The sequence below is a fragment of the Sphingobacterium sp. UBA1897 genome (genome assembly GCF_002337775.1).
In the GTDB taxonomy this organism is placed as follows: Bacteria; Bacteroidota; Bacteroidia; order Sphingobacteriales; family Sphingobacteriaceae; genus Sphingobacterium; species Sphingobacterium siyangense.
Window position 1 is genome coordinate 283,842 of record NZ_DDGR01000027.1, and the last position, 20,687, is coordinate 304,528.

The window sequence follows — 20,687 nt, forward strand, 5'->3', positions numbered from 1 at the left end:
TTATTACTCCCTTTCAATCGGTAGGCAAGTAAACATCCATTTTAGTGGATTTTGCCAATCTTTCCCATTTAATTTTCCCACAGGAAGTTTCACCACAACTGTATTCCAGCCTTCCTCCAGCAGAATAATGCTTGGACTTCGGTAGCTGTAACCTTCATCAACCAATGGGAGCTCCAAATTTCCTTTTTGGCCAGCATGTTGCCAATTCGGTGGAAGCACTTCACGCCCGTTCACCCAAATTTTGCTCATTCTATCGTCCCAGGTTCCCAAATTTGGTGAATCACTGGCATATGAACGGGAGAGGTCATTAAAACCGATCCAAAAACTTTGGTTTCCCCCTCTTTCACTCCATACTTTGCTCACAGCATATACGGTACTATTTTCAAGCGGCCGATCAATAGCCCCTTTTACCACATCAGCCCACCAATGGCGTAATACGATAGTTCCACCACAAAACTCACCGATCTTTTTTAAATTGGTAAATTTTCCTGTCACTTCATTTTTTAAGACCATGCTCAGATCACCTTTATTTTCCACAGGCCCATACAACATCCATTTTTGCCCACTTTGTGCGTAATACGGAAAAATAAGATCTTTAAAATACAATCTTTTATGTTGGAGCAAACGCTTTTCAAATTCAGCAAATTGAGCTAATCCCTTTGCATCCGTTTTGATATTACTACGCCATTCAAAATCTCCTCCTCCTCGCCAGCTTCGTTCCGCAAAAGTCAGCAAAGCCGGGTAAACTGCATTCTGATGGAATACATCACGTTCATGATGGACTGCACGATCGGGCCAGGAACATAACGTCGCACCCATTAACTTTTTATTTTCTGACGATTGACCGCCTAATTCCCTATAGAACAAGGTCGTCACCGTTTCCAAAGGATCCATATGATTGATATACAAATGCTTTGAATCAATCACTTCAAAAGGTGAGTCATTGGTAATAGCCTGTGGCCCACCCATCCAAAGCTGGCGGATTGTGTGTTCCTGCAAATTACCACCAGGCTCCCAGCCGATGGTTTTTAGACCTAAGTCCTCCGTCCATTTTGTCATCATCGGCAAAAATGCTTGGTTGTGAATATTCACCTCATCTCCCCCAATATGCAGATAAGGTAGCCCGGGATAGGTGGTCGCAAATTCCTTCACTAGTTCTTTGATGATCGCTATGCCGCTATCGCTCTGCATATCGGTTTTAAAATAACGGCGAAATGCTGCGGAATGCCCCGGCATATCAATTTCGGGTACGAGCTGAATATAGCGATCACGACAATACCGGATGAGCTGCTGCATATCGTCGACTGTATAATACTTTCCCTTCCAACGCTCCATATTTGCAGAGTCGGTCAAACCGGGATATTTTTTACTGATCAGTCGCCATGCAATATCCTCTGTGAAATGAAAGTGAAAAATATTCAGCTTATACCGCGCCATCATATCGATCTGCTCCTTCAACACCTGCATAGACTGAAAATTTCTTCCCACGTCTACCAAGTAGCCACGCCAGCGAAAAGATGGATAATCTGTAATGACGCAATACGGCAACTTACCATCGCTGTCTCCCAGTTGACGCAAAGTTTGCAGGGCGTAGAAAACCCCTTTACTCGCTCGGGCTTCAATGTTTACTCCCCTTTTATCTATAACGATGCGATAGCCTTCCAAAGAAGACGAGGGAAGTTTCATTTCTTTATTGCAACTAATCGTTATAGCTATATTTTCTTTACTATCGAAGTCTATGCGCCTTACATCCCAATCGCTTAGCAGTGCTGTCAAAGTCTGTCTACCTGTAGTTGACACTTCTCCTTTGGTGCGTACGCAGACCACTTGTTTGACCTGGTAATACCCGGTTTTCCAGATAACAGACTGCGGCATGGGAAGCAAAGGTCTGATAGTTTCGGACATACCATATAGCGGAGAGATCATCATGACAATCATCATCAGCCTTTGGAGGAACTTAGTTGTCGCTACAGTTTGTCGCATCATGTTATCCCTTAATCGTATTAAATTCCTGTAGTATTTGCATACAATACCACTCTTGACGAGGAAGATGGAATGGTCCTTTAAATAAATTACCTTTTGCCGTCTGCGCAATCTTCCCATCACGATGCAGATAGCCATACCATTCACCATTGATTTTATCATGAAAATGATCATAGGCATACTGATTGATCTGCTGATGCCAACTTTTATATTTCTCATTTCCGGTCATTAGGTAAGCGAGTAATGTTGCTATAATAGTTTCATTCTGCGGCCACCAAAACTTCATATCCTGCCAATATTCTTGTACCGGCTTTCCATAGACATCCCGAAAGTACAGTATACCACCATATTCTTTATCCCAGCCGCGCTCCCACATATAATCGAGCATACGACAGCCCAGGTCAATCAGATGCGGATCGTTCGCCCGATATTTCGCTTCATGCAAGATAAACCACGCTCCTTCGATGGCATGTCCGGGGTTGAGTGTGCGCCCGTCAATATGATCAACAATTTCACCTTCAGGTCCCACTTGTTCCATCACACAGCGGATATCATCTTTTACAAAATCACGTTCTATCTGCGCGATAAAATTACTGATAACGAAATCACAGCGTGGATCTCCAATTGTTTCGCGAATTTGCTGTGCGGTATTGATCATAATCATCGGCACACCGATCCCTTTCATTGGCCTGGTCTGTTCGTATTTTGGTTCCACCAATCTTTCTCCCTGTGCATAAGCCAGACAAATTCCAAACAGCTCATGTGCTTCCGCAGCAATACCGGCATCTCCCGTCGCTTTTGCATAGGCTGCAAAGGCGATTGCCGCAAAAGTCTCCGAAAAGAAATAACGACGCATACGAATTGGGTTACCGATGCGGTCTACATGAAAATACATTTTGCCGTTTGCATCAAAACAATGTTTCTTCAAAAATTCATAGCCTATCCGGGCCCCTTCCAGCCATTCCTCTTTTTGCTCAACCGTATTGTAAAGTGTGGCCAGCAACCAGCATGCCCTTCCCTGTATCCACACGGCTTTATCTGTATCAATCAAATCCCCATCATGATCACGGATAAATAGATAGCCGCCACATTCATGGTCAATCGATCGTGGAAACCAAAATGGTACAGTGTCTTTTAAAAGCTGATCACGATAAAAAACTTCCAACTCCTTCAAGTAATCAGTGTCTATTATATTTGCGGTATCTTTTATACTTGTCTGTTTCATCTGTTCTAGTTTTTGAGTCAATTTATTTATGTTTAGTTGATCGTCTTATGTTTAGTTGATCGTCAAATCAAAAGTGGACACTGGCGTTCCAATTTCATTTTGAAGATTTGCCCTGCTAAAAGGTTCATATCCATACAGGATTTTGGTGAATTGGAAATTCGGCTTAACGATTTGGACGACATTGCCCGATAGGATATTTGCATTTACATCAGAAATTTTCCCCTTATTGTCCATTACCTGAAAACCTTTCACAGGCGCATTCCCTGGGGTTATTAATTTTATACAATGATCAAATGTCAATAACAGCTTATCATCGCGAAGCGCATACCTGACCAGATCAGGATGATCTGCATTCAATTCAACACCATATACATGTTTACGCACTAAATTTGCCAACCTTCGGCCTACCACAATCTTTTCACGGGGATGTACATCCAAAGAATCACCTACATCGATCGTTACGGCCATGTATGTACCAGCAATGGCTTTCTCCAGTAAGCGTTGTGAGTTTCTAAAATCACCCCATGAAGGTCTATCTATACTTGTGAGCTGAACAAAGAAAAAAGGTAGATCTTGGTGAAAACTCTTCCGCCAGGAGGAAATCAATGTTTTAAAAAGACGTTCGTGAAGTTCTATGTTATGCGCATTGCTCTCACCTTGATACCACAGTATACCTTTCAATCCTGTGCTCAACCATTTGCTGACACCCGCTTCAAAATTGTAAGCTGGTTGATACGGATGGCGTTGATTTTTCACCTTTGAAACTGCTAGATTTTGACTGGCGCGCTCACGGCAGAAATCCTGCAGGAAATCTGATTTTTGCCAGTTGTGAATATAAGAGGCAAGCAAATCGTCGTTTTCCAATGATTTTCGATCAATCCATGATTCGGTATTAGACCCACCTACCGATAGATCAATAATACCAATGGGAATATGCTGTTCGCTGGCGATCTGCTGGGCAAATGAATAAGCAACAGCTGAGAATTGCGCGGCCTCCGCCCCGGTAGCTTGCCGCCAGGCACCGCTGAAAAAGGACAAATCGTTTACTTTCCTTAAGGTCGCGGTATCCCATGCAACAGCATTGGTCTCCACAAGGCTGCGGCATTTAAAAAGGCGCACATTCTTTAAGTGCGGTGCATCTTTGATCAGCTCTTCGCCCTTTGTGGCTCCACGAAGTTGAAAAGCCATATTTGATTGTCCCGAAGCAAGGTATACATCGCCAAAAAGAATATTTTTCAACACTATTTTCTCCCTGCCCGAACTCACCGTTATTTCATATGGTCCTCCGGCTTCCATTTTAGGCAACTTTATTTCCCAGAAGCCTTCCGGATTGACTTGGGTCTTATAGTTTTTCTTATTAAATGCAACAGTGATCTCATCGGCGGCAGTACCTTTACCATAGATGCTATTTTCCCAATTACGTTGGAGTACCATATCCGAACCGATGGTTTCGGCCACTTGCAAATCTTGGAGAACAGGGATCAATACATGCGCGACCTGTTCAGCAATCAATGCAGCTCCTTCCCTGTTCGGATGCAAGTAATCGTCAAAAAGATCAATCCGATACCGCAGTGGGCTGTTCAGATCGATCAGTCCCACTTGGTTATTTTTTGCTATCTGCGGTATAAGCGCCTGAATTTGATCATACCAATCGCGTGTCCCGGATAAAAAGCGCGGATGACCACTAAAAATAGGAGTCAATCGACAGATGTAAATTTGTGCTTTGGGATTAACGGATCGTATGGAGTCAATCAGAGTCGCGTAATCCGATGCAAAGGAGTTCTTATAATTTGGCCAGTTTCTCGGATCAGTATCATTGAGTCCCAGGTGTATAATGGCAACATCAGGTTTATAATCCAAGGCTTCTCTGTATTCTTCCGTTTTATAATAAGGTCTATGCCCCTTACGTAAAAGTGTGGCCCCTGAATGACCAAAATTCCTCACTTCAAACCGCTGACCCAGCAAAGCTTGAAGCTGGCTCGGATAAGAGTCCTCTGTAGGATTTCCGAGCCTATAACCAAAGGTTACAGAGTTACCGATACAAGCTACTTTTGTCCGGGGTTGTCCCACTGAAATGGAGATGGAGACCATCAAACCTAAAAGTAGGCCTCCTTTTTTTGAAATATAGGTATGCAGCGTGCTGATTAAGGATTTCATTTTCATCATCTATTCATTCAGGAAATAAAAGCGATTACTTCTCCGTTGTTTTGGGTTTGAGAAACAGGAGTTGCAAGAGTAGCGCTAGCAGTACCGCGGCCCCTAATAATGCAAATCCTAGCCCAAAATGGCCTTCATCCTTAAATTTCCCTAACCATTGCGTGATAACGGCTCCAGCGAACACGCCAACCATATTCATAAAACCGTAAGCGGTTGCGCGCAAATTTTTAGGAACAACCTGACAAAGGATAGGCATATTGTTGGCATCGAATATGCCAAAGCCAATTCCAAAACAGACCGCCGCTCCGACCACCGCAGGTAAGGTCTGGCCTAATCCCAAAAACAATAAAGCTGGTATGGTTAGTCCAAGTCCAATTGCACTGGTATAGATGCGGCCACGGATATTTTTTTGTACCCATTTGTCACTAAGTATTCCGCCGACAATAACCCCAATAAAGGATGAGATCGCGATTGTGATGGTAGACAATGGACCAGCTTTGGCCATTGGAATATTCAGGCTATCGGCAAACAAGGTTGGCAACCAATTTTTGATGGCCCAACCAGGTAAGCTTGGAGCCGCAAAATAAAATAATAGAATCCAGAATGCCACATTGGAAAATAGCAGCAATAAACTTTTGGGAAGAGACAATCGCCCTTCCGAAGCAGGCTCCTCGAGGGATGGCTCATGTTTTTTCTCCACAAGCAAGATCGCTAATAGGACCGCATAACATATTCCGATAATTCCAAACCAATGAAAAGCGGTATGCCATCCTTTTGAAGCGGCCAAAGTTGCACCAAAACCGCCCAAGGCCTGACCTGTATAGAGCCCTGTCATATGTACCCCAATGGCTAACGATCGATTTTTTCCGGTATGGTAATCGGCGATCAGCGAAAGAGCTGTCGGGATATACAATGCTTCACTAAATCCCATAATTGCCCGTAAAACCAATAGCGTTGCATAATCGTGCGCCATCCCCATGCCATACGTTACGGCCGACCACACAAAAAGACTGCCTACGATCAGCCATTTTCTATTGCTGCGATCGGCAACGATACCGGCTATAGGACTCATGATACCATAGATGTAAAGAAAAACGGCCATCAATACACCAAAAGTCTCGGCACGCTGCAGCTGTGGAATATCGACCTGCATGGCTTCACGCATAGTTGATAGCATCTGCCGATCCATATAATTCAGCAGAGCTACCCCCCAAAGGAGGGCTACAACGAGCCATGGGTAAAAAGATTTATGTCGTAAAGAAGAGATCATTTCAAGTTTATCAGGTTTATATTGAGTTCTTTATATCTTATTTTTTCAATCCTATTTCTTAGAAAATGTGGCTACTAAAATCTCCGGAGTACGAACGCCTGCCTTAATTTCGCCACTGGGCAAGATGATCATGTCGCCCCAAACAACAGCTGTCGTGGTTACAGGTCCATCCGACGGCAAATCCCCCATCCGCTTCCATTCCGCCGATTTCAGATCATAACGCCATACTGCTCTGCCAAAACCGGGATGATTGATTTGCAATTTATTCTTGGCATCAATCAATTTCTGTCGCCGTGATGGATTTGTTTCCTTTTTAGCATCAAAGATCAGCGCTTCCACCTGATGAAAGGTATTGCCCCGATCTGCACTCAACAACCATATTCCTTGGTCGGGCAATACACAAGCTGTTCCTGCTGCAGCAGGGAAAGGAATGTCGGTCCGTTTGGACCAAGTACTACCACCATCGGTTGAGCACCACAGTTCATGGTATAATGTTGAAGGGCTCTCTGGATGAGCCTTTCTTCCACCAAGCAGATAAAGGCCATTTTGACTATCAGACAACAATTGCAAATGGGAGACTGCATAGGGTAATTTCCCCACACAGACCCATCCTTTTTCAAGATGTGCTAAATCCAATTTTAACACTTGATCCGATACAGCATCAGGCCTTTCACCACCGGCAATAAAAAGTTTATTTCCATGAACTACCGCTCCCATATTAGCCAATGGAAATGGGAGGTTCGGAAAGTCTGACACCGTAATTTTCTTGGTAGAGCCATCATATTTAATCATTCTACAGGCGGCTGTTTTTCCATCAGGAGTCTCTCCACCGATAACCAGCAATCCATCGGGTAGACTTAGGCTGGCACCATAAGCAACCGCTATAGGAAGACTGTCCTGGGCTATTAAGCTCAGTCGTCCCCCTTTTTTTCCGTAAATAAAAACATCTTTTTGGATCTCTTTCGCCCCACCTTCCCAAGGGGGTAAATGCGGGAAATTCGCCCCACCAGCAACCAGGAGACAATCGCCTGTGACACCAGCTATTGGTCCTGCCATACCAATATGCCCCTTTCCATCTTGCATAGCTGGCAATGTAATGCCTTTATGCCATTCCAATCGACCACCCTGTGCATGAACAGCACCTGTAAACAGTATTCCCACAATAACTCCCATCCAATGTTGTTTTGTCATATCTATTTATTCTTGAACCTACAGTTCAGCCTGTAATTTCCCTCTCGATGTAAGCACTCATGATACCCATCTCGAGAGGGAGATCTATTTTACTGTGCACAAAACGTCTGAAAATTAAGTTTGTTCACATCACTCTCAAAGAGTTCAAATTGCTCCGCAGAAATATTCTTTACGGGTAGTCTAAATGCTCCGCAGTCAAGGCCAATCAATTTCATATACGATTTTCCTACTGAAATACCACCATACTTTCCTAACAATGTGATCATATCGATAGATTGCTGCTGCAAAGCATTAGCTTTTTCAAGATCTCCCCGGTCATAAGCCTCTATAAGCTCAAGATATAAAGGTGCAGCGTAGTTATAGGTACTTCCGACAGCTCCTTTGTTACCCAATACCAAAGCGGACAGCATATTCTCATCTCTTCCCCATAACATATCATACTTCCGATCTGCATAATTCAGACAGCTTAGAAAATCCATAAAATCTTCGTGCGTATATTTGATTCCCTTAAAATTTGGTATTACGCCATCAATTTTCTTCAACAGGTCGATCATCTGGAAGTTTCCACCGGTCAATACCGGGATATGATAATAATAGAAAGCCGTATTCGGGGCTGCACTAGCAATTTCGACACAACATTTTGCCAATTGTTCCACATTAGCAGGTTTGAAATAAGATGGTGAAGTAAATGAAACAACATCTACCCCTGCTTGCTCGGCCAGCCTAGCCAATTGTTGGCATTCTTTGATATTCGTTCCGCCAAGAAGCATCATGAGTGTAAATGCATTATCCTCTTTCGTTAATCTGGCCCAAGCAGTCATGACCGCAACTTTTTCCTCAAAAGTCAACGACACCCCTTCTCCGGTAGAGCCACAAATAAAGGCACCCGTTACCCGATTGCGCTTTAACATCGCATAGTATTGCGGAATCAGCTCAAGATTCAATTCTCCGTTTTCATCGAAAGGAGTAAATGGCGCTGCAATTAATCCTGAGATTTTTTGGTCTAGCATGATCTGTGTATTTAATATTATATTATTTTTTTTAAATGTAACTAAAACGACGTATAACCTTTCGTTTGAACCAGTAGCCGGTTATTTGTCAACGCATCCCTATTTATTGGCCATAAAAGGCGAAATGATTCTGCTACCGGTAATGATGTATACTTATAAACAAAGCTATCGCCCATTCTTCTCAAATCATACCAATATTTCCCCTCGCCAATAAATTCTAATTTGCGTTCTTTTAAAATTGCTTCCATCGGATCGCTGTCTATCTTCTGATTTGGAAAACCAAAAGTACCTTCGTTGTAATTACGTCCAAAAGCTCTTGCTCGAACCAAATTAATTTCCTCTTTGGGGCTTTCACCCAGTAGCACTTTAGCTTCAGCTAACAGCAAGAGTAAATCCGCATAACGATAGATTGGAAAATCATTCGTAAATGCCCGAGATCCAGCATTTTGTTCACCTTGATATTTTTTCAGGAAACAACCGGCCATATTGAACTTTCCTGTCGCATCTTTTGAATAGGCCGCTTGAATAGATGTGTTTTTACGTTGATCCAAATCATTGTAGTCCCGATACGAACGGATACGAGTCGGTGCACGTAATATTCCACCATAATTTTCAGCAGTTACAGTGAATTTTCTGTTGGAAAGTGAGTCATAATAATTTGCGATAAGGCCAGATTGTGGAACAAAATCGGATATAAAACCTAAAGTCGCTTCATTTAATTGATGACGCGCTACAAAAATCATTTCACTATTACCGCGATTGGTTGAAGAAAATAGACCAGAAAAATCTGATTGCAGAGACAAGGTAAGATTTGATTTTATTTCCGATAAAGCATTTTTGGCTGTTAAAGCAGCATCCTTACCTCCGCCTCGATGTGCATTCCAAAGATTCACTTCTGCTTTAAGCATTAATGTTGCTGATTTTGACCAATACGATTTTGTATTCTTCACGGAGTAATCTGTTCCAAAAGAAGTCAGAGAGCTTTCTAAATCCGAAGTTACAAGCCCTAAAACATCCGAAGCTGGAGAAGCGGCTTTAGCAAGGTTGGTGATATCAATATTTCCAACAGGCTCTGTTTGCAGGACAACATCTCCCCAGGAACGATACAGCTGAAAATAGTAGAATGCACGCATTCCATAAGCAATCCCTAAATAGTAACCTTTATTTTGAGCGGTCACAATATCAGTCGTATTAAGTTTGCTGATCAACAAATTTATCTGATTGATGTTTTCGTAAAAAGCCCCGAAATTGCTCACCCCCGGATTATCGAGATCCAAATTATGATTCCACATTCTTTCCAACCCTTGCGGAGCTTCCCCTGTAAAAGACGATGTCGTTCCGGGATCATTGCCAAAGACCTCCCCCTGGTATTCACCCAGAAGTACAAATGCGCGCTCATGGTTCCGAAATCTTGCATGTAGACCACTCACAAACGAATCAAACTGATCGGCTGTCTTCCAGTAATTCCCATCACTAATGGTACTCACGGGATTTAACTCTAGATTTTTATTGCAAGAACTTAAGAGGCCTAGTCCCAATACCATTGCCAAGCTCAAGGTTTTTATATTGATTTTCATCGTTTTCAATTTTTAAGATTAAAAGGATAGTTGAACACCTAAGACATAAGATCTTGGTGTGGGATAAGTGCCTAAATATATACCTGTAACCAAATTGTTCGCATCTACTGGCGGTTCAGGCGATGGACCCGAGAATTTTGTGATATAAAAAAGATTAGATCCGGTAAAATAAATCCGTGCATGCGAAAATACCCGCGATTTTTCGAGCAATGATTTGGGCATGTCGTACGAGAGAGTCAACTCACGGAGTGCCAGATAATCTCCTTTTTCATAAAACCTCGAATTGTTGCTATTCAATACCGCATTGGCATTGTTTCCACGTGTATAATTCTGTTTGGAACCACCAACCTGATCCGCAAAATAAACCTTTGGAATGTCTGTTATAGTGTTGGTGGGTGACCAAGCTTGTTTTTGCAGCTCAATATAATTGAATGTGCCCTGATAATTACCCAATGTTCTTGCAACAAGATCATTGTAAATCTTATGTCCCAGCGCAAACTCCCAGTTTGAAAAAAGGCTCAGATTCTTATAACTTAAATTCGTTGTAAATCCGCCCGTCCATTTTGGATTAATATTGCCGATATACACTTCATCACGTGAATCGATAATATCATTTCCATCGACATCCAGCCAATTGACATCTCCAGGAGTAATTCTTCCATTTTTTCCAACTGGAAGATTAGGCCCAGTAATTCCCGCAATATTATCCGTGCGGTTTCCGGCAATTGAACTTACCTCAGCATCATCTTTAAATATTGAGAGTTGTTTATATGCGTAGATATCGCCCAGCGATTGCCCCTCCTGATACCCACCTACCCATTTAACTTGACCCGATGTTGGGTCATAGACCTGCAAGCCACCTTGACGATTATTTTCGTTTCCATTATTCGGCAGCTCCAGTATTTTATTTTTAACAAATGCGGCATTGGCGCCAATATTCAAATTAATACCATCGGGATTTCTAAGCACGCGAGCTTGTAACCCAAACTCCAGGCCTTTATTTTGTAAAGTTCCTAAGTTGGTATTTATAGACGAGAAGCCGATATAACTAGGCAGAGTCAGATCTGTTAAAAGGTTTTTAGTTTTTCTATTGTAATAATCGAATAGTAAAGTTACGCGGTCTTTCCATAAACCTAAATCTAAGCCTACACCAGTAGTTTTACTCGTTTCCCAAACCAGATTTCCATTTACCGGCTGTGTATTGAGGTATCCAGCGGTTCCATTATAATTGGTTTGCAAGGAATAGGTTCCCTGGACTTCATATCTGCCTAATCCGTTTATATTTCCATTTTCTCCGTAACTCAGTCTAGGCTTCAAAGTTGAAATATACTCCGCTAATTTGGTATTCTTAAAAAATGTTTCTTGATGAACATTCCAGCCTGCAGAAAGACCTGGGAAAAAGCCCCAACGATGGCCATCTGCTAAACTCGATACACCATCCAAACGATATACGGCATTCAACAAATATTTCCCATCATAATCATAAGCCAAACGTCCCATGGACGAAATAATTCTATATTCAGATTTCGAAGATGTGTTATTTCCAGCCACAAAAACAGTCGAAGCATTGACGGTCGGTATATCATCAGTAGGCGCATTCTTCCCATACACCTGCATATAATCTGTTTTTGTATTAAAATATTCCGCACCAAGCATAGCGTTCAGATTATGCTTCTCACCAAATGTCTTGGTATAATTTAAAATACCGTTGAACTGTGTTTGGAAATCGCGATTTATATTGCGATAAGCATCTCTTGAAGTACTGCCTATTGTTTCGGGGTTAGAAAACACATTGGCATAGGTCTGGGTCGATTTTTGGAAGAACTCATTCAATAACTCTTTCATATAGGCATTTCCCGAGACCTTGAGGTATAGACCAGGAATAATATCCCATTTTAGGGAACCGTTTACGACAATGCGATTCGTTTCATTATTTCTCTCCATACGGCTCAACCAATACAATGGATTCCCATCATTGATGCCGTTGCCTGGATTGGGTCTCGTCTTCGCCTCATCAACCCAAGGATTAAATGTTGGCCAAATAGCCAAATTCCGATATAATGCACTTACTTCCGATCCGCCAACGCCATATTGAGAAGCAGTTGACAAATTGACCGAGGTTGCCACCTCCAGATTCGGTTTCAGCTTATATGAACCATTTAGATCTGCAGTATATCTTTTATAGTTGGAGCCCACAATGATTCCATTCTCATCATATGCATCAAATGCAGCGAAATATTTTCCTCGATCGTTACCGCCCGATACATTTACATAATGATCCTTTGTATAGGTATTTCGAAATAAGATATCCTCCACTTCACCCGAATGATCTTTATAAATTATCTGACCACCATACGGATCATCAACAAGTTGCCACCCTTTAGCTAGTAATGGATCCAAGTCAGATGTGTAACGACGAATATCGAAGGAAGATAAATTTGCATTATCAGTCAATAATCCCAGTCCTCTGGAGCTATTAGCTGTCTCAATCGTTTTACCGGCATTTAAATAACCCAAGCGCGTATAATAAATGTAATCCCCAGCATTCATATAACGATACCCCTCACGACGTTGGTTAAAGCCTCCTGTGAATTTATAAGATATATTTGACTGTCCCGATTTACCGGTTTTCGTTGTGATCAAAACTACGCCATTATTTGCGCGAGCTCCATATATTGCCGTTGCAGAAGCATCTTTTAGAAGTTCGATGGATTCAATATTATCCGAACTCACATCATTCATCTCACGAATGACGCCATCTATTACCACTAATGGGGGACTAGAACTTTTAATTGATGCTCCACCGCGCAATTTTAACATAGGCGCCGCCCCGGGTGTACCCGATTTATTCACCACCTGTAATCCAGGTACAGTTCCCTGCAATGCTGTAGCAACATTAGAACGTGGCGTATTTTGCAAAACAGTTTTATCCACTTTAGCGATGGAACCAGTCACACTTCTCCTGTTTTGTGTTCCATATCCAACCACCACAACTTCATCCATTTGCTCAACCTTGGACTCGAGTTTGATATCCAATTGATTTAATTGTCCAACTTTTACTTCATATGGTCTATACCCCGTAGACGTGATGACTAAAATAGTATTGGGATTGGTACTGATTGAGAAAGTCCCATCAGCATTTGTCTGCAAAGATTGGTTGGATCCTTTGACTTTTACAGTCACGTTGCCGAGCAACTCCCCTGTCTTTGCATCGGTAATTTTTCCCCGCACCGCATGGTCTTGTGCCTGGGCTAAAAGCAAATTGCCCATCAAAACAGACAGCGTGAGAAGGGTTCGTAATTTTAGGTTTGAATACATATTGGTTTGTATTAAGTATTACATATATACAAATATATAAATTACTAAATGTAAAAAACAAATTTAAATCAAATTATGTATAACATATTAATCACTTTTATTAATTATCTTTGTCTTAATGCGCCTAATGCGCGATATGTAATATATATGGAACCGAATTCTTCGCTGATAGAACATCTTAATACAATTGATACCTCTTCACTAGTAGACCGTGCTGAAAAAGAAATCATCAATCTTTTTGTCAACCAAGGCTTAAAGGTTGGAGATGCTTTACCTAAGGAAATTGAATTGGCCGAAACCCTTGGTGTAAGTCGTACAGTAGTTCGCGAAGCTATGTTGCGGTTACGTATGGTCGGATTGATCGAATCAAAAAAACATCGTGGGGCCGTTCTAACAAGTCCAGATCTCATAAAACCGCTACGCAAATCACTTTACCCAACCATTATGGAAAACAAGACCTTACAGGATCTTTTTGAAATGCGCATGGTGCTGGAGGTGGGTATGGCGGATATTCTTTTTGAACATATACAGGAAAAAGACATTGAGGAGCTGGAAGCGATCGTTGCCAAGGAACCTATAAATGCAGATAATACAATTTTCGACATTGAAACTGAAGTAGCCTTTCACGGTAAGCTTTATGAAATCACTGGAAATACGATTCTCAAAGATTTCCAGAACATGCTGTTACCTGTTTTTCAATATGTCCATAGCAGCGGCTTACTGACTAGTCCCAGTTCATCGAAAAGCTTTATTTCACACCGAGGCCTAGTTGATATATTGAAGGTCGGCAATGCCGAGGTTTTTCGAAATGCCATGCGCAAGCATCTTGACAATCATTATCAGCGACTCTTTTTATATAAGAAATCTATTGGATAATCTGTTTAACATGATTGATTTACAACACTATAAAAAAGCCCAATCATATGATTGGGCTTTTTCTTTAAAGCATCTCCACTTAATCCTTTTACTTGGTTATCGTACAATTTGACACTTTGTTATTCAGACAGCAACAGTACAATGATTCCATGCGGAGGAAGAATGAATTTTGTATTCTGACCAAGGTTTCCTTCATCGCGATGAAGCCATAAATCTCTGACGCGATTTTTTGGAGACAAATTCAGCGCTTTAATATCCAGTTTAAACATCGTTTCTTTGTCCGACCGATTAAGAATTGCAAATGCTTTATGCTTTGGATCTGCCAGATCTTTTTTCCAGACTTCTACCTCACCCGCTTTATGAACGACTTGTGCTTGTTTAAAAGCCTTATCCTGATTCAGAGCTATGAGCTCTTTGTTAGTCAATATAGAAAGTGTCTGTTTCGAGATTTTCCGAAGGTCGTTTCCAGCCATCAAAGGTGAATTCAACATACACCACATCGAGAAATGCGTTTTATCCTCTTCATGAGTCATTCCATTACCCACTTGAAGCATATCCATATCATTATAATGCCCCGGAGAGCTATAGGGATAAAGATTACGATTGAGATCAATAATATGCAACACTGAAGCAAAATTTGGTTGTATATCTTGCGAGATACGCCAAGAATCGACCTGTTTAATGGCCCAGTCACCCGGGAATTGCCAGCGGCAAAGGTTAAAGCCTACATCTAGGCGAACAGCCTTCACTGCCGTTATTATTTTTGTATATTGTTCGCGATCATCTAGCTTCATTTCCAATCCACCACACCAATCCACTTTGATGAAATCAAAATTCCACTCTTTAAAAAATAACTGCGCGTCTTGGTCTTCATGTCCATACATCCCTACCCCGATGCCTTTTGGGTCTTTGTCCCAGATAGAACCACAGGTATTTTTTCCTCCCTCCGAATACAGTCCCGCTTTTAATCCCTTGGAATGAATGTAATCGGATAGGGCCCGCATTCCGCCGGGAAATTTTGAACGGTCTTCGTAAAGTTTTCCCGCTTGGTCACGCCCCCCGAAATACCCGTCATCCACATTGACATAACTGTATCCCGCATCGTGCAAGCCAGTCGCGACCATGGCATCTGCCTGCTCCCGAATCAACTTTTCATCAATATGGATCCGAAAGCTATTCCAGCTGCTCCAACCCATTATTGGTGGTTTTGCCTCTTGACACAACCCTTTTAGACTCCAAGCGCCTACTAAAGCCCCCAAAAGTATACCCTTAAATAACAACTTAAATCTCATAATTGTAGTATAAAAAAGATCTGATCTATCCTTTATTTTCATTTTAATCTGCATCAAAAATACATAGAGACAATGATATGAAAAAGTAAATTCAATCACTTAATTATTTTATGTAATACATAATAATCCTTATCTTAGTCAGCGTTATCACCATCGTGAAATTTACACTATTTTCAAATAGCATAGCTTAAAAAAGCTTGATACATTCAATTTAAACCAAAAAACACAATGAAACTCAGCATCTTTTTATTTGCCGTAATCGCAACACTTCTCTATAAAAAAAATGCTTCTGCACAAAAAAAGCCTAATATCATCATCATTATTTCCGATGATCATGCCTATCAAGCAATCGGTGCCTATGGTTCGAAATATGGGAAAACACCACAGATAGACCGCATCGCTGCTCAGGGTGCCCTATTTAAAAATGCCTTCGTCAACAATTCGATCTGCGGACCATCCCGAGCGACATTATTAACGGGTAAATACAGCCATAAAAATGGATTCAAAGACAATGAAACTTCTGAATTCGACTTTAGTCAGGATCTTTTTGTGAAACAGCTCCAAAACGTAGGTTACAATACCGCTTGGGTGGGTAAAATTCACTTAGGAGACAAACTGCAGGGTTTCAACTATTATGATATTCTTGTTGGACAGGGGACCTATTTTAATCCAGATTTTATCAGCAAAGAGGGCCGCAAACGCACTGAAGGGTATGTATCCGATATCGTAACCGAAAAAGCTATTGATTGGCTCGATACGGTAGACGCTGATAAGCCATTTTGTCTAGTCATCGGTCATAAAGCCACACACCGTACCTGGATGCCAGATCCAAAGGACTTCGGCAGCTACGATACTGTAAATTTCACCTTACCCACTACTTTCTACGACAATTACCAAAGTAGACCTGCAGCCGCATTGCAGGAAATGTCCATTGACAAGGACATGAAAATGGGCTACGATCTCAAAATGTTCAATTCGTTGGAAGACATGATGGCCGACGGTAACTTCAAGCGGATGAACCAAGCTCAAAAGGATAGCTATATCACCTATTATCGGCCCATTTATGAACAACTAAAGCAAGGTAATTTGACGGGCAAGCAACTTTCAGAATGGAAGTTCAGACGTTATATGATTGATTATCTCAATACTGCCCAATCTATGGACCGCAATATAGGGAAAGTACTAGATTATCTGGATCAAAAATCACTCAGTGAAAATACAATTGTAATCTATCTTTCAGACCAAGGTTTTTATATGGGTGAGCATGGTTGGTTCGACAAACGTTGGATGTATGAGGAATCTTTTCGTACCCCAATGGTCATGCGGTACCCAGCCCTATTACGCGCAAAATCGACCATAAACGCCAAAATTGTCAACGCTGATATCGCTCCCACGTTATTGGAGTTAGCTGCTATCAAAAAACCGAAAGACATGCAAGGTGAATCTTTTGTACATGTCCTGAAAAATAACAAAGAGGAACATCGAAAAGAGCTGTTCTATCATTATTTTGAAAATGGAGAACATGCCGTGAGCCCCCATTTTGGTGTTCGTGATGACCGTTATAAATTGATCCGCTATTATAAACGAATCGAAAATTGGGAACTCTTTGACCTTCAAAAGGATCCCAGTGAACTCCATAATGTTTACAAGGATCCTACCTATCAAAGCGTCGTCAAACTGATGAAAAAGAAACTGATCACACAAATGCGCCAATTTGATGACAAAGAAGCAGAAGCTATTTACAAAATCAACATCGACTAATTATGCCATCAGGGTATCCGATTTATTGGATACCCTTTTTTTATTGCTATACGTTTCTTCGAAATGTTTATTGAAATGCTGCCTATATAGTTAAGTCCAATAGCTCATTGTAAATAGGTTGTTTTGCAGACACATAATCTTAAAAAAATTGCAATAAATAGAATCCGCAATCGATTGTCTTATAAATAAATTTTCATTTATAGTATAATTTTCATTTCTTTAATATAGTACTAAAATGATTTACATAAAATCATTTTAATCACCAATATAGCCAAGACATGCGTACTTAATTTTATGAAAATTTACTTATTTTTAATTTTATTACTCACCACAAATATAGTTCTAGGTCAATCGAAGGGCAAAGTTCTTGGGACTGTATTTTCTCAAAATGCGGAACCATTAGAAAAAGCAACTGTAACGATTCTCAATTCAAAAGACTCTTCCGTAGTTTCCTACCTCCTTACTGACACAAAAGGTAAATTTGAATTTGTTAAAATTCCCACAGGGACCGCATTAACGCTTTTTATTTCACATGTCAATGCAAATCCTTTTCGTAAGGAATTTACTATACCTAACGGAGAAAATTATGATTTCGCTCGCTTAAAGCTCGACTCGAAAAGCCTCGATGAAGTAGTCATCAATATTGTTCCCCCCGTACGGATGAATAAAGATACGTTAGAATATAACACCAACTTCTTCAAAACTCGTCCAAACGCCAACGTAGAGGAATTACTCAAAGAACTACCTGGTCTTCAGGTTAATATGGATGGCTCTATTTACTATCAAGGGAAAGAGGTTTCAAAAGTAAAAGTAAACGACAAGGATTTCTTTTCGAGTGACGTACGTATTGCCACACGAAATTTGGATGCTTCTCTTATCAAAACAGTACAGGTGTACCGTGATAAGGGCGAAACAAAAAAAGATAACGAAGACGAAGATAAACTGCCGATTACGATTAACCTAAAATTTAAGAAAGATTTTCTCAAGGCCAGTTTTGGTAAACTTTATGGTAGTGCAGGTACAAGGAGCAGGTATGAGGCCGGTGGTTTATTCAATACATTTAAGGACACACTACAGCTGAGTTTCCTCGGTTTTGGAAATAACATTAACCGCCAGAGTTTTGATTACAATGAATTGAACCAAGAAGCTGGACTTGGACGTGCCGAAAACTATGGATTTGATAATTTTGGAGGTAGGAACTATTCGGGTAAAGCCAACGATATTGGCTTGGGCTTTAATCTCAACAATGACTGGGGAAAGAAGACCAAGCTGAACATCATGTACATGCTGAAATATAATAAAGCTGAAAATCAAAATACCGGCAATCAAATCTCTTTATACGATCAGGAAAAACAATATTCAGCATCCGATTACCAGCAACAGGAGAAATCTGTAGGGCATAATCTCAAAACCCTCCTCCGACATCGCATGGATACAACAGCCTATTTTGAATTTACACCGAATTTGGGTATCAATTCAAAAAATAATTCAACCTTCGGAATGAACCGCTCCTATACGGATCTCAAAAAATTAAATGACGCAACAGGTACGGGCGGAAATAAGGAAAATACCCTGAATTATTCACATGGATTCTATATCGAAAAACAACTCAATAAAAACCACATCGTATCTTTTAGAAATACGATTTCCATCAATACAAATGAAAAGACCGATACGTCCTTCCAAAACACCTATATATATGACACAGCTAAGCCGCGGACTAGTTTATGGTATAAAAACCGAACACAAAATAATTCCAACAACCTATATTTCAGTGCAGCCTATTATAATAAAATAATTAAAAAACTAAACTTTGACTACTACTTCACCTATGTCACTAACCGCCAAGGGCCACAGGAAAGTGTATATATCAACCGCGACAGCACTGGAGAAATGCATGCAGCTCCTTATGAAAATAGCTATCGTTACAAATACCAGGATTATATTACCGGTATTATAGTTTACTGGAGACCCACCAAAGATTTTAACGTAAAGTTTGGAACAGCCTATCAAGTAAAGGTAAATCATTTTGATTTACTTAAAATCAACTCTGTCGAGAAATCATCTTTAGGCTACTGGTTGCCCAATATTAATATCCGTTATAAAGATCTAAACCTCGGCTGGTATAAAGATCTCGAGTCCCCCGAGCTCTATGGAATTCAGCAGCTCGTCTTGGATTTAAATCCGTTATATACACGAAAGACATCCTTTATATTCAACAATATCGAAAAACAGAATGTCAGTATATCATACTATAAGTATACGTCGAAGTTACAGTTTAATGTAAATGGAAATATCAATTATGTCAATAACAGCATCGGGTCCCGTAGCTGGCGAAACAACAATACAGGACAAATGACCACCCAGATGTTTCTCGCTGGCTCAAAATATAACTATAGTGCCTATACTTACCTGAGATACAACCTAAAAGCCAGTAAAAATTGGTCATTCTATCTATCGCAAAACAACAGTATCTATACCTATGAAAATTATAGTTCCATTAATGATGTTGATAATAAAGGGACCAATATAGGGATCAATGCCAGCCAACAATTTTCCGCGACGTGGAAAAACCTAGTGACGATATCACCACAGTATACCTATTCTTGGAACAAGAACATAAATTCGGTAAAAGATAACCCCGACTTTATTGAATCAACTTCTTCAATCCGTAAAATTGGTGCAGGATTGAATATTAATCCGATCCACGGATTTTCGCTGGAATCAACATACTCCTTAGATAACCGGGCTAGCGGATTGAGCGGCAGAAAAAACTACCATATCTTAAATGCGTCTGTCTATTATACCTTTAAAAATAATTCACAGCTAAAATTGACCGGCTTTGATATATTGAATCAGAATACCCAAAATTATTGGGGCAGTCAAGGCAACGTAACATATTTTAGGAATTCACTTACATTGAAACAATATTTTATGTTGGGCTATGTCCATAAATTTAATATTATCAAAACAAAGAAATAGATCTGGTAAAAAGCTGAACCTTGCTTATAACAACAATAAAAATGA

At 40.7% G+C, this 20,687-nt stretch carries 12 protein-coding genes; 3 read left to right on the plus strand and 9 right to left on the minus strand.

Features of this window, described 5'->3' with window-relative positions:
- Window positions 1-3: 3 nt before the first annotated feature.
- The 8 genes from B4N43_RS19635 to B4N43_RS19670 form a co-directional block, all read right to left on the minus strand.
- Window positions 4-1,986: a family 20 glycosylhydrolase gene (locus B4N43_RS19635; RefSeq protein ID WP_286735929.1), complete on the minus strand. Its 1,983-nt coding sequence runs from the start codon at window positions 1,984-1,986 to the stop codon at window positions 4-6.
- A 1-nt stretch (window position 1,987) separates the two neighbouring features.
- Window positions 1,988-3,208 carry an AGE family epimerase/isomerase gene (locus B4N43_RS19640; RefSeq protein WP_145328190.1) on the minus strand — a complete coding sequence of 407 codons (1,221 nt, stop codon included), beginning with the start codon at window positions 3,206-3,208 and terminating at the stop codon, window positions 1,988-1,990.
- A gap of 51 nt (window positions 3,209-3,259) precedes the next feature.
- On the minus strand, window positions 3,260-5,365 hold the full coding sequence (locus tag B4N43_RS19645; RefSeq protein WP_286735930.1) for a GDSL-type esterase/lipase family protein: 2,106 nt from the start codon (window positions 5,363-5,365) through the stop codon (window positions 3,260-3,262).
- A gap of 34 nt (window positions 5,366-5,399) precedes the next feature.
- A complete protein-coding gene (locus B4N43_RS19650) occupies window positions 5,400-6,635 on the minus strand; it encodes an MFS transporter (RefSeq protein WP_286735931.1) in 1,236 nt (411 codons plus the stop codon).
- A gap of 51 nt (window positions 6,636-6,686) precedes the next feature.
- Window positions 6,687-7,826 (minus strand): hypothetical protein, encoded by a 1,140-nt coding sequence (locus B4N43_RS19655; protein WP_088160386.1) that lies wholly within the window; start codon window positions 7,824-7,826, stop codon window positions 6,687-6,689.
- A gap of 89 nt (window positions 7,827-7,915) precedes the next feature.
- Entirely contained in the window at window positions 7,916-8,836 is a 921-nt protein-coding gene (locus B4N43_RS19660) for a dihydrodipicolinate synthase family protein (protein ID WP_286735933.1), read from the minus strand.
- Between the two features lie 41 nt (window positions 8,837-8,877).
- Entirely contained in the window at window positions 8,878-10,413 is a 1,536-nt protein-coding gene (nanU, locus tag B4N43_RS19665) for a SusD family outer membrane lipoprotein NanU (RefSeq protein ID WP_286735934.1), read from the minus strand.
- A gap of 18 nt (window positions 10,414-10,431) precedes the next feature.
- Window positions 10,432-13,731: a SusC/RagA family TonB-linked outer membrane protein gene (locus B4N43_RS19670; RefSeq protein WP_286735936.1), complete on the minus strand. Its 3,300-nt coding sequence runs from the start codon at window positions 13,729-13,731 to the stop codon at window positions 10,432-10,434.
- Between the two features lie 147 nt (window positions 13,732-13,878).
- On the opposite strand from B4N43_RS19670, the gene B4N43_RS19675 reads away from it, so the two are divergent.
- On the plus strand, window positions 13,879-14,607 hold the full coding sequence (locus B4N43_RS19675) for a FadR/GntR family transcriptional regulator (RefSeq protein WP_075991250.1): 729 nt from the start codon (window positions 13,879-13,881) through the stop codon (window positions 14,605-14,607).
- Window positions 14,608-14,726: 119 nt separating this feature from the next.
- On the opposite strand, the gene B4N43_RS19680 is transcribed toward B4N43_RS19675, so the two are convergent.
- On the minus strand, window positions 14,727-15,899 hold the full coding sequence (locus B4N43_RS19680) for a glycoside hydrolase family 27 protein (protein ID WP_075994649.1): 1,173 nt from the start codon (window positions 15,897-15,899) through the stop codon (window positions 14,727-14,729).
- 228 nt (window positions 15,900-16,127) lie between these two features.
- Here B4N43_RS19680 and B4N43_RS19685 point away from each other — a divergent pair, with 228 nt between their 5' ends.
- Together B4N43_RS19685 and B4N43_RS19690 are read left to right on the plus strand one after the other, a co-directional pair.
- Window positions 16,128-17,660, plus strand: a complete 1,533-nt coding sequence (locus B4N43_RS19685; protein ID WP_286735938.1) for a sulfatase family protein — start codon at window positions 16,128-16,130, stop codon at window positions 17,658-17,660.
- Window positions 17,661-17,954: 294 nt separating this feature from the next.
- Window positions 17,955-20,642 (plus strand): carboxypeptidase-like regulatory domain-containing protein, encoded by a 2,688-nt coding sequence (locus B4N43_RS19690; RefSeq protein ID WP_286735940.1) that lies wholly within the window; start codon window positions 17,955-17,957, stop codon window positions 20,640-20,642.
- The last annotated feature ends 45 nt before the right edge of the window (window positions 20,643-20,687 follow it).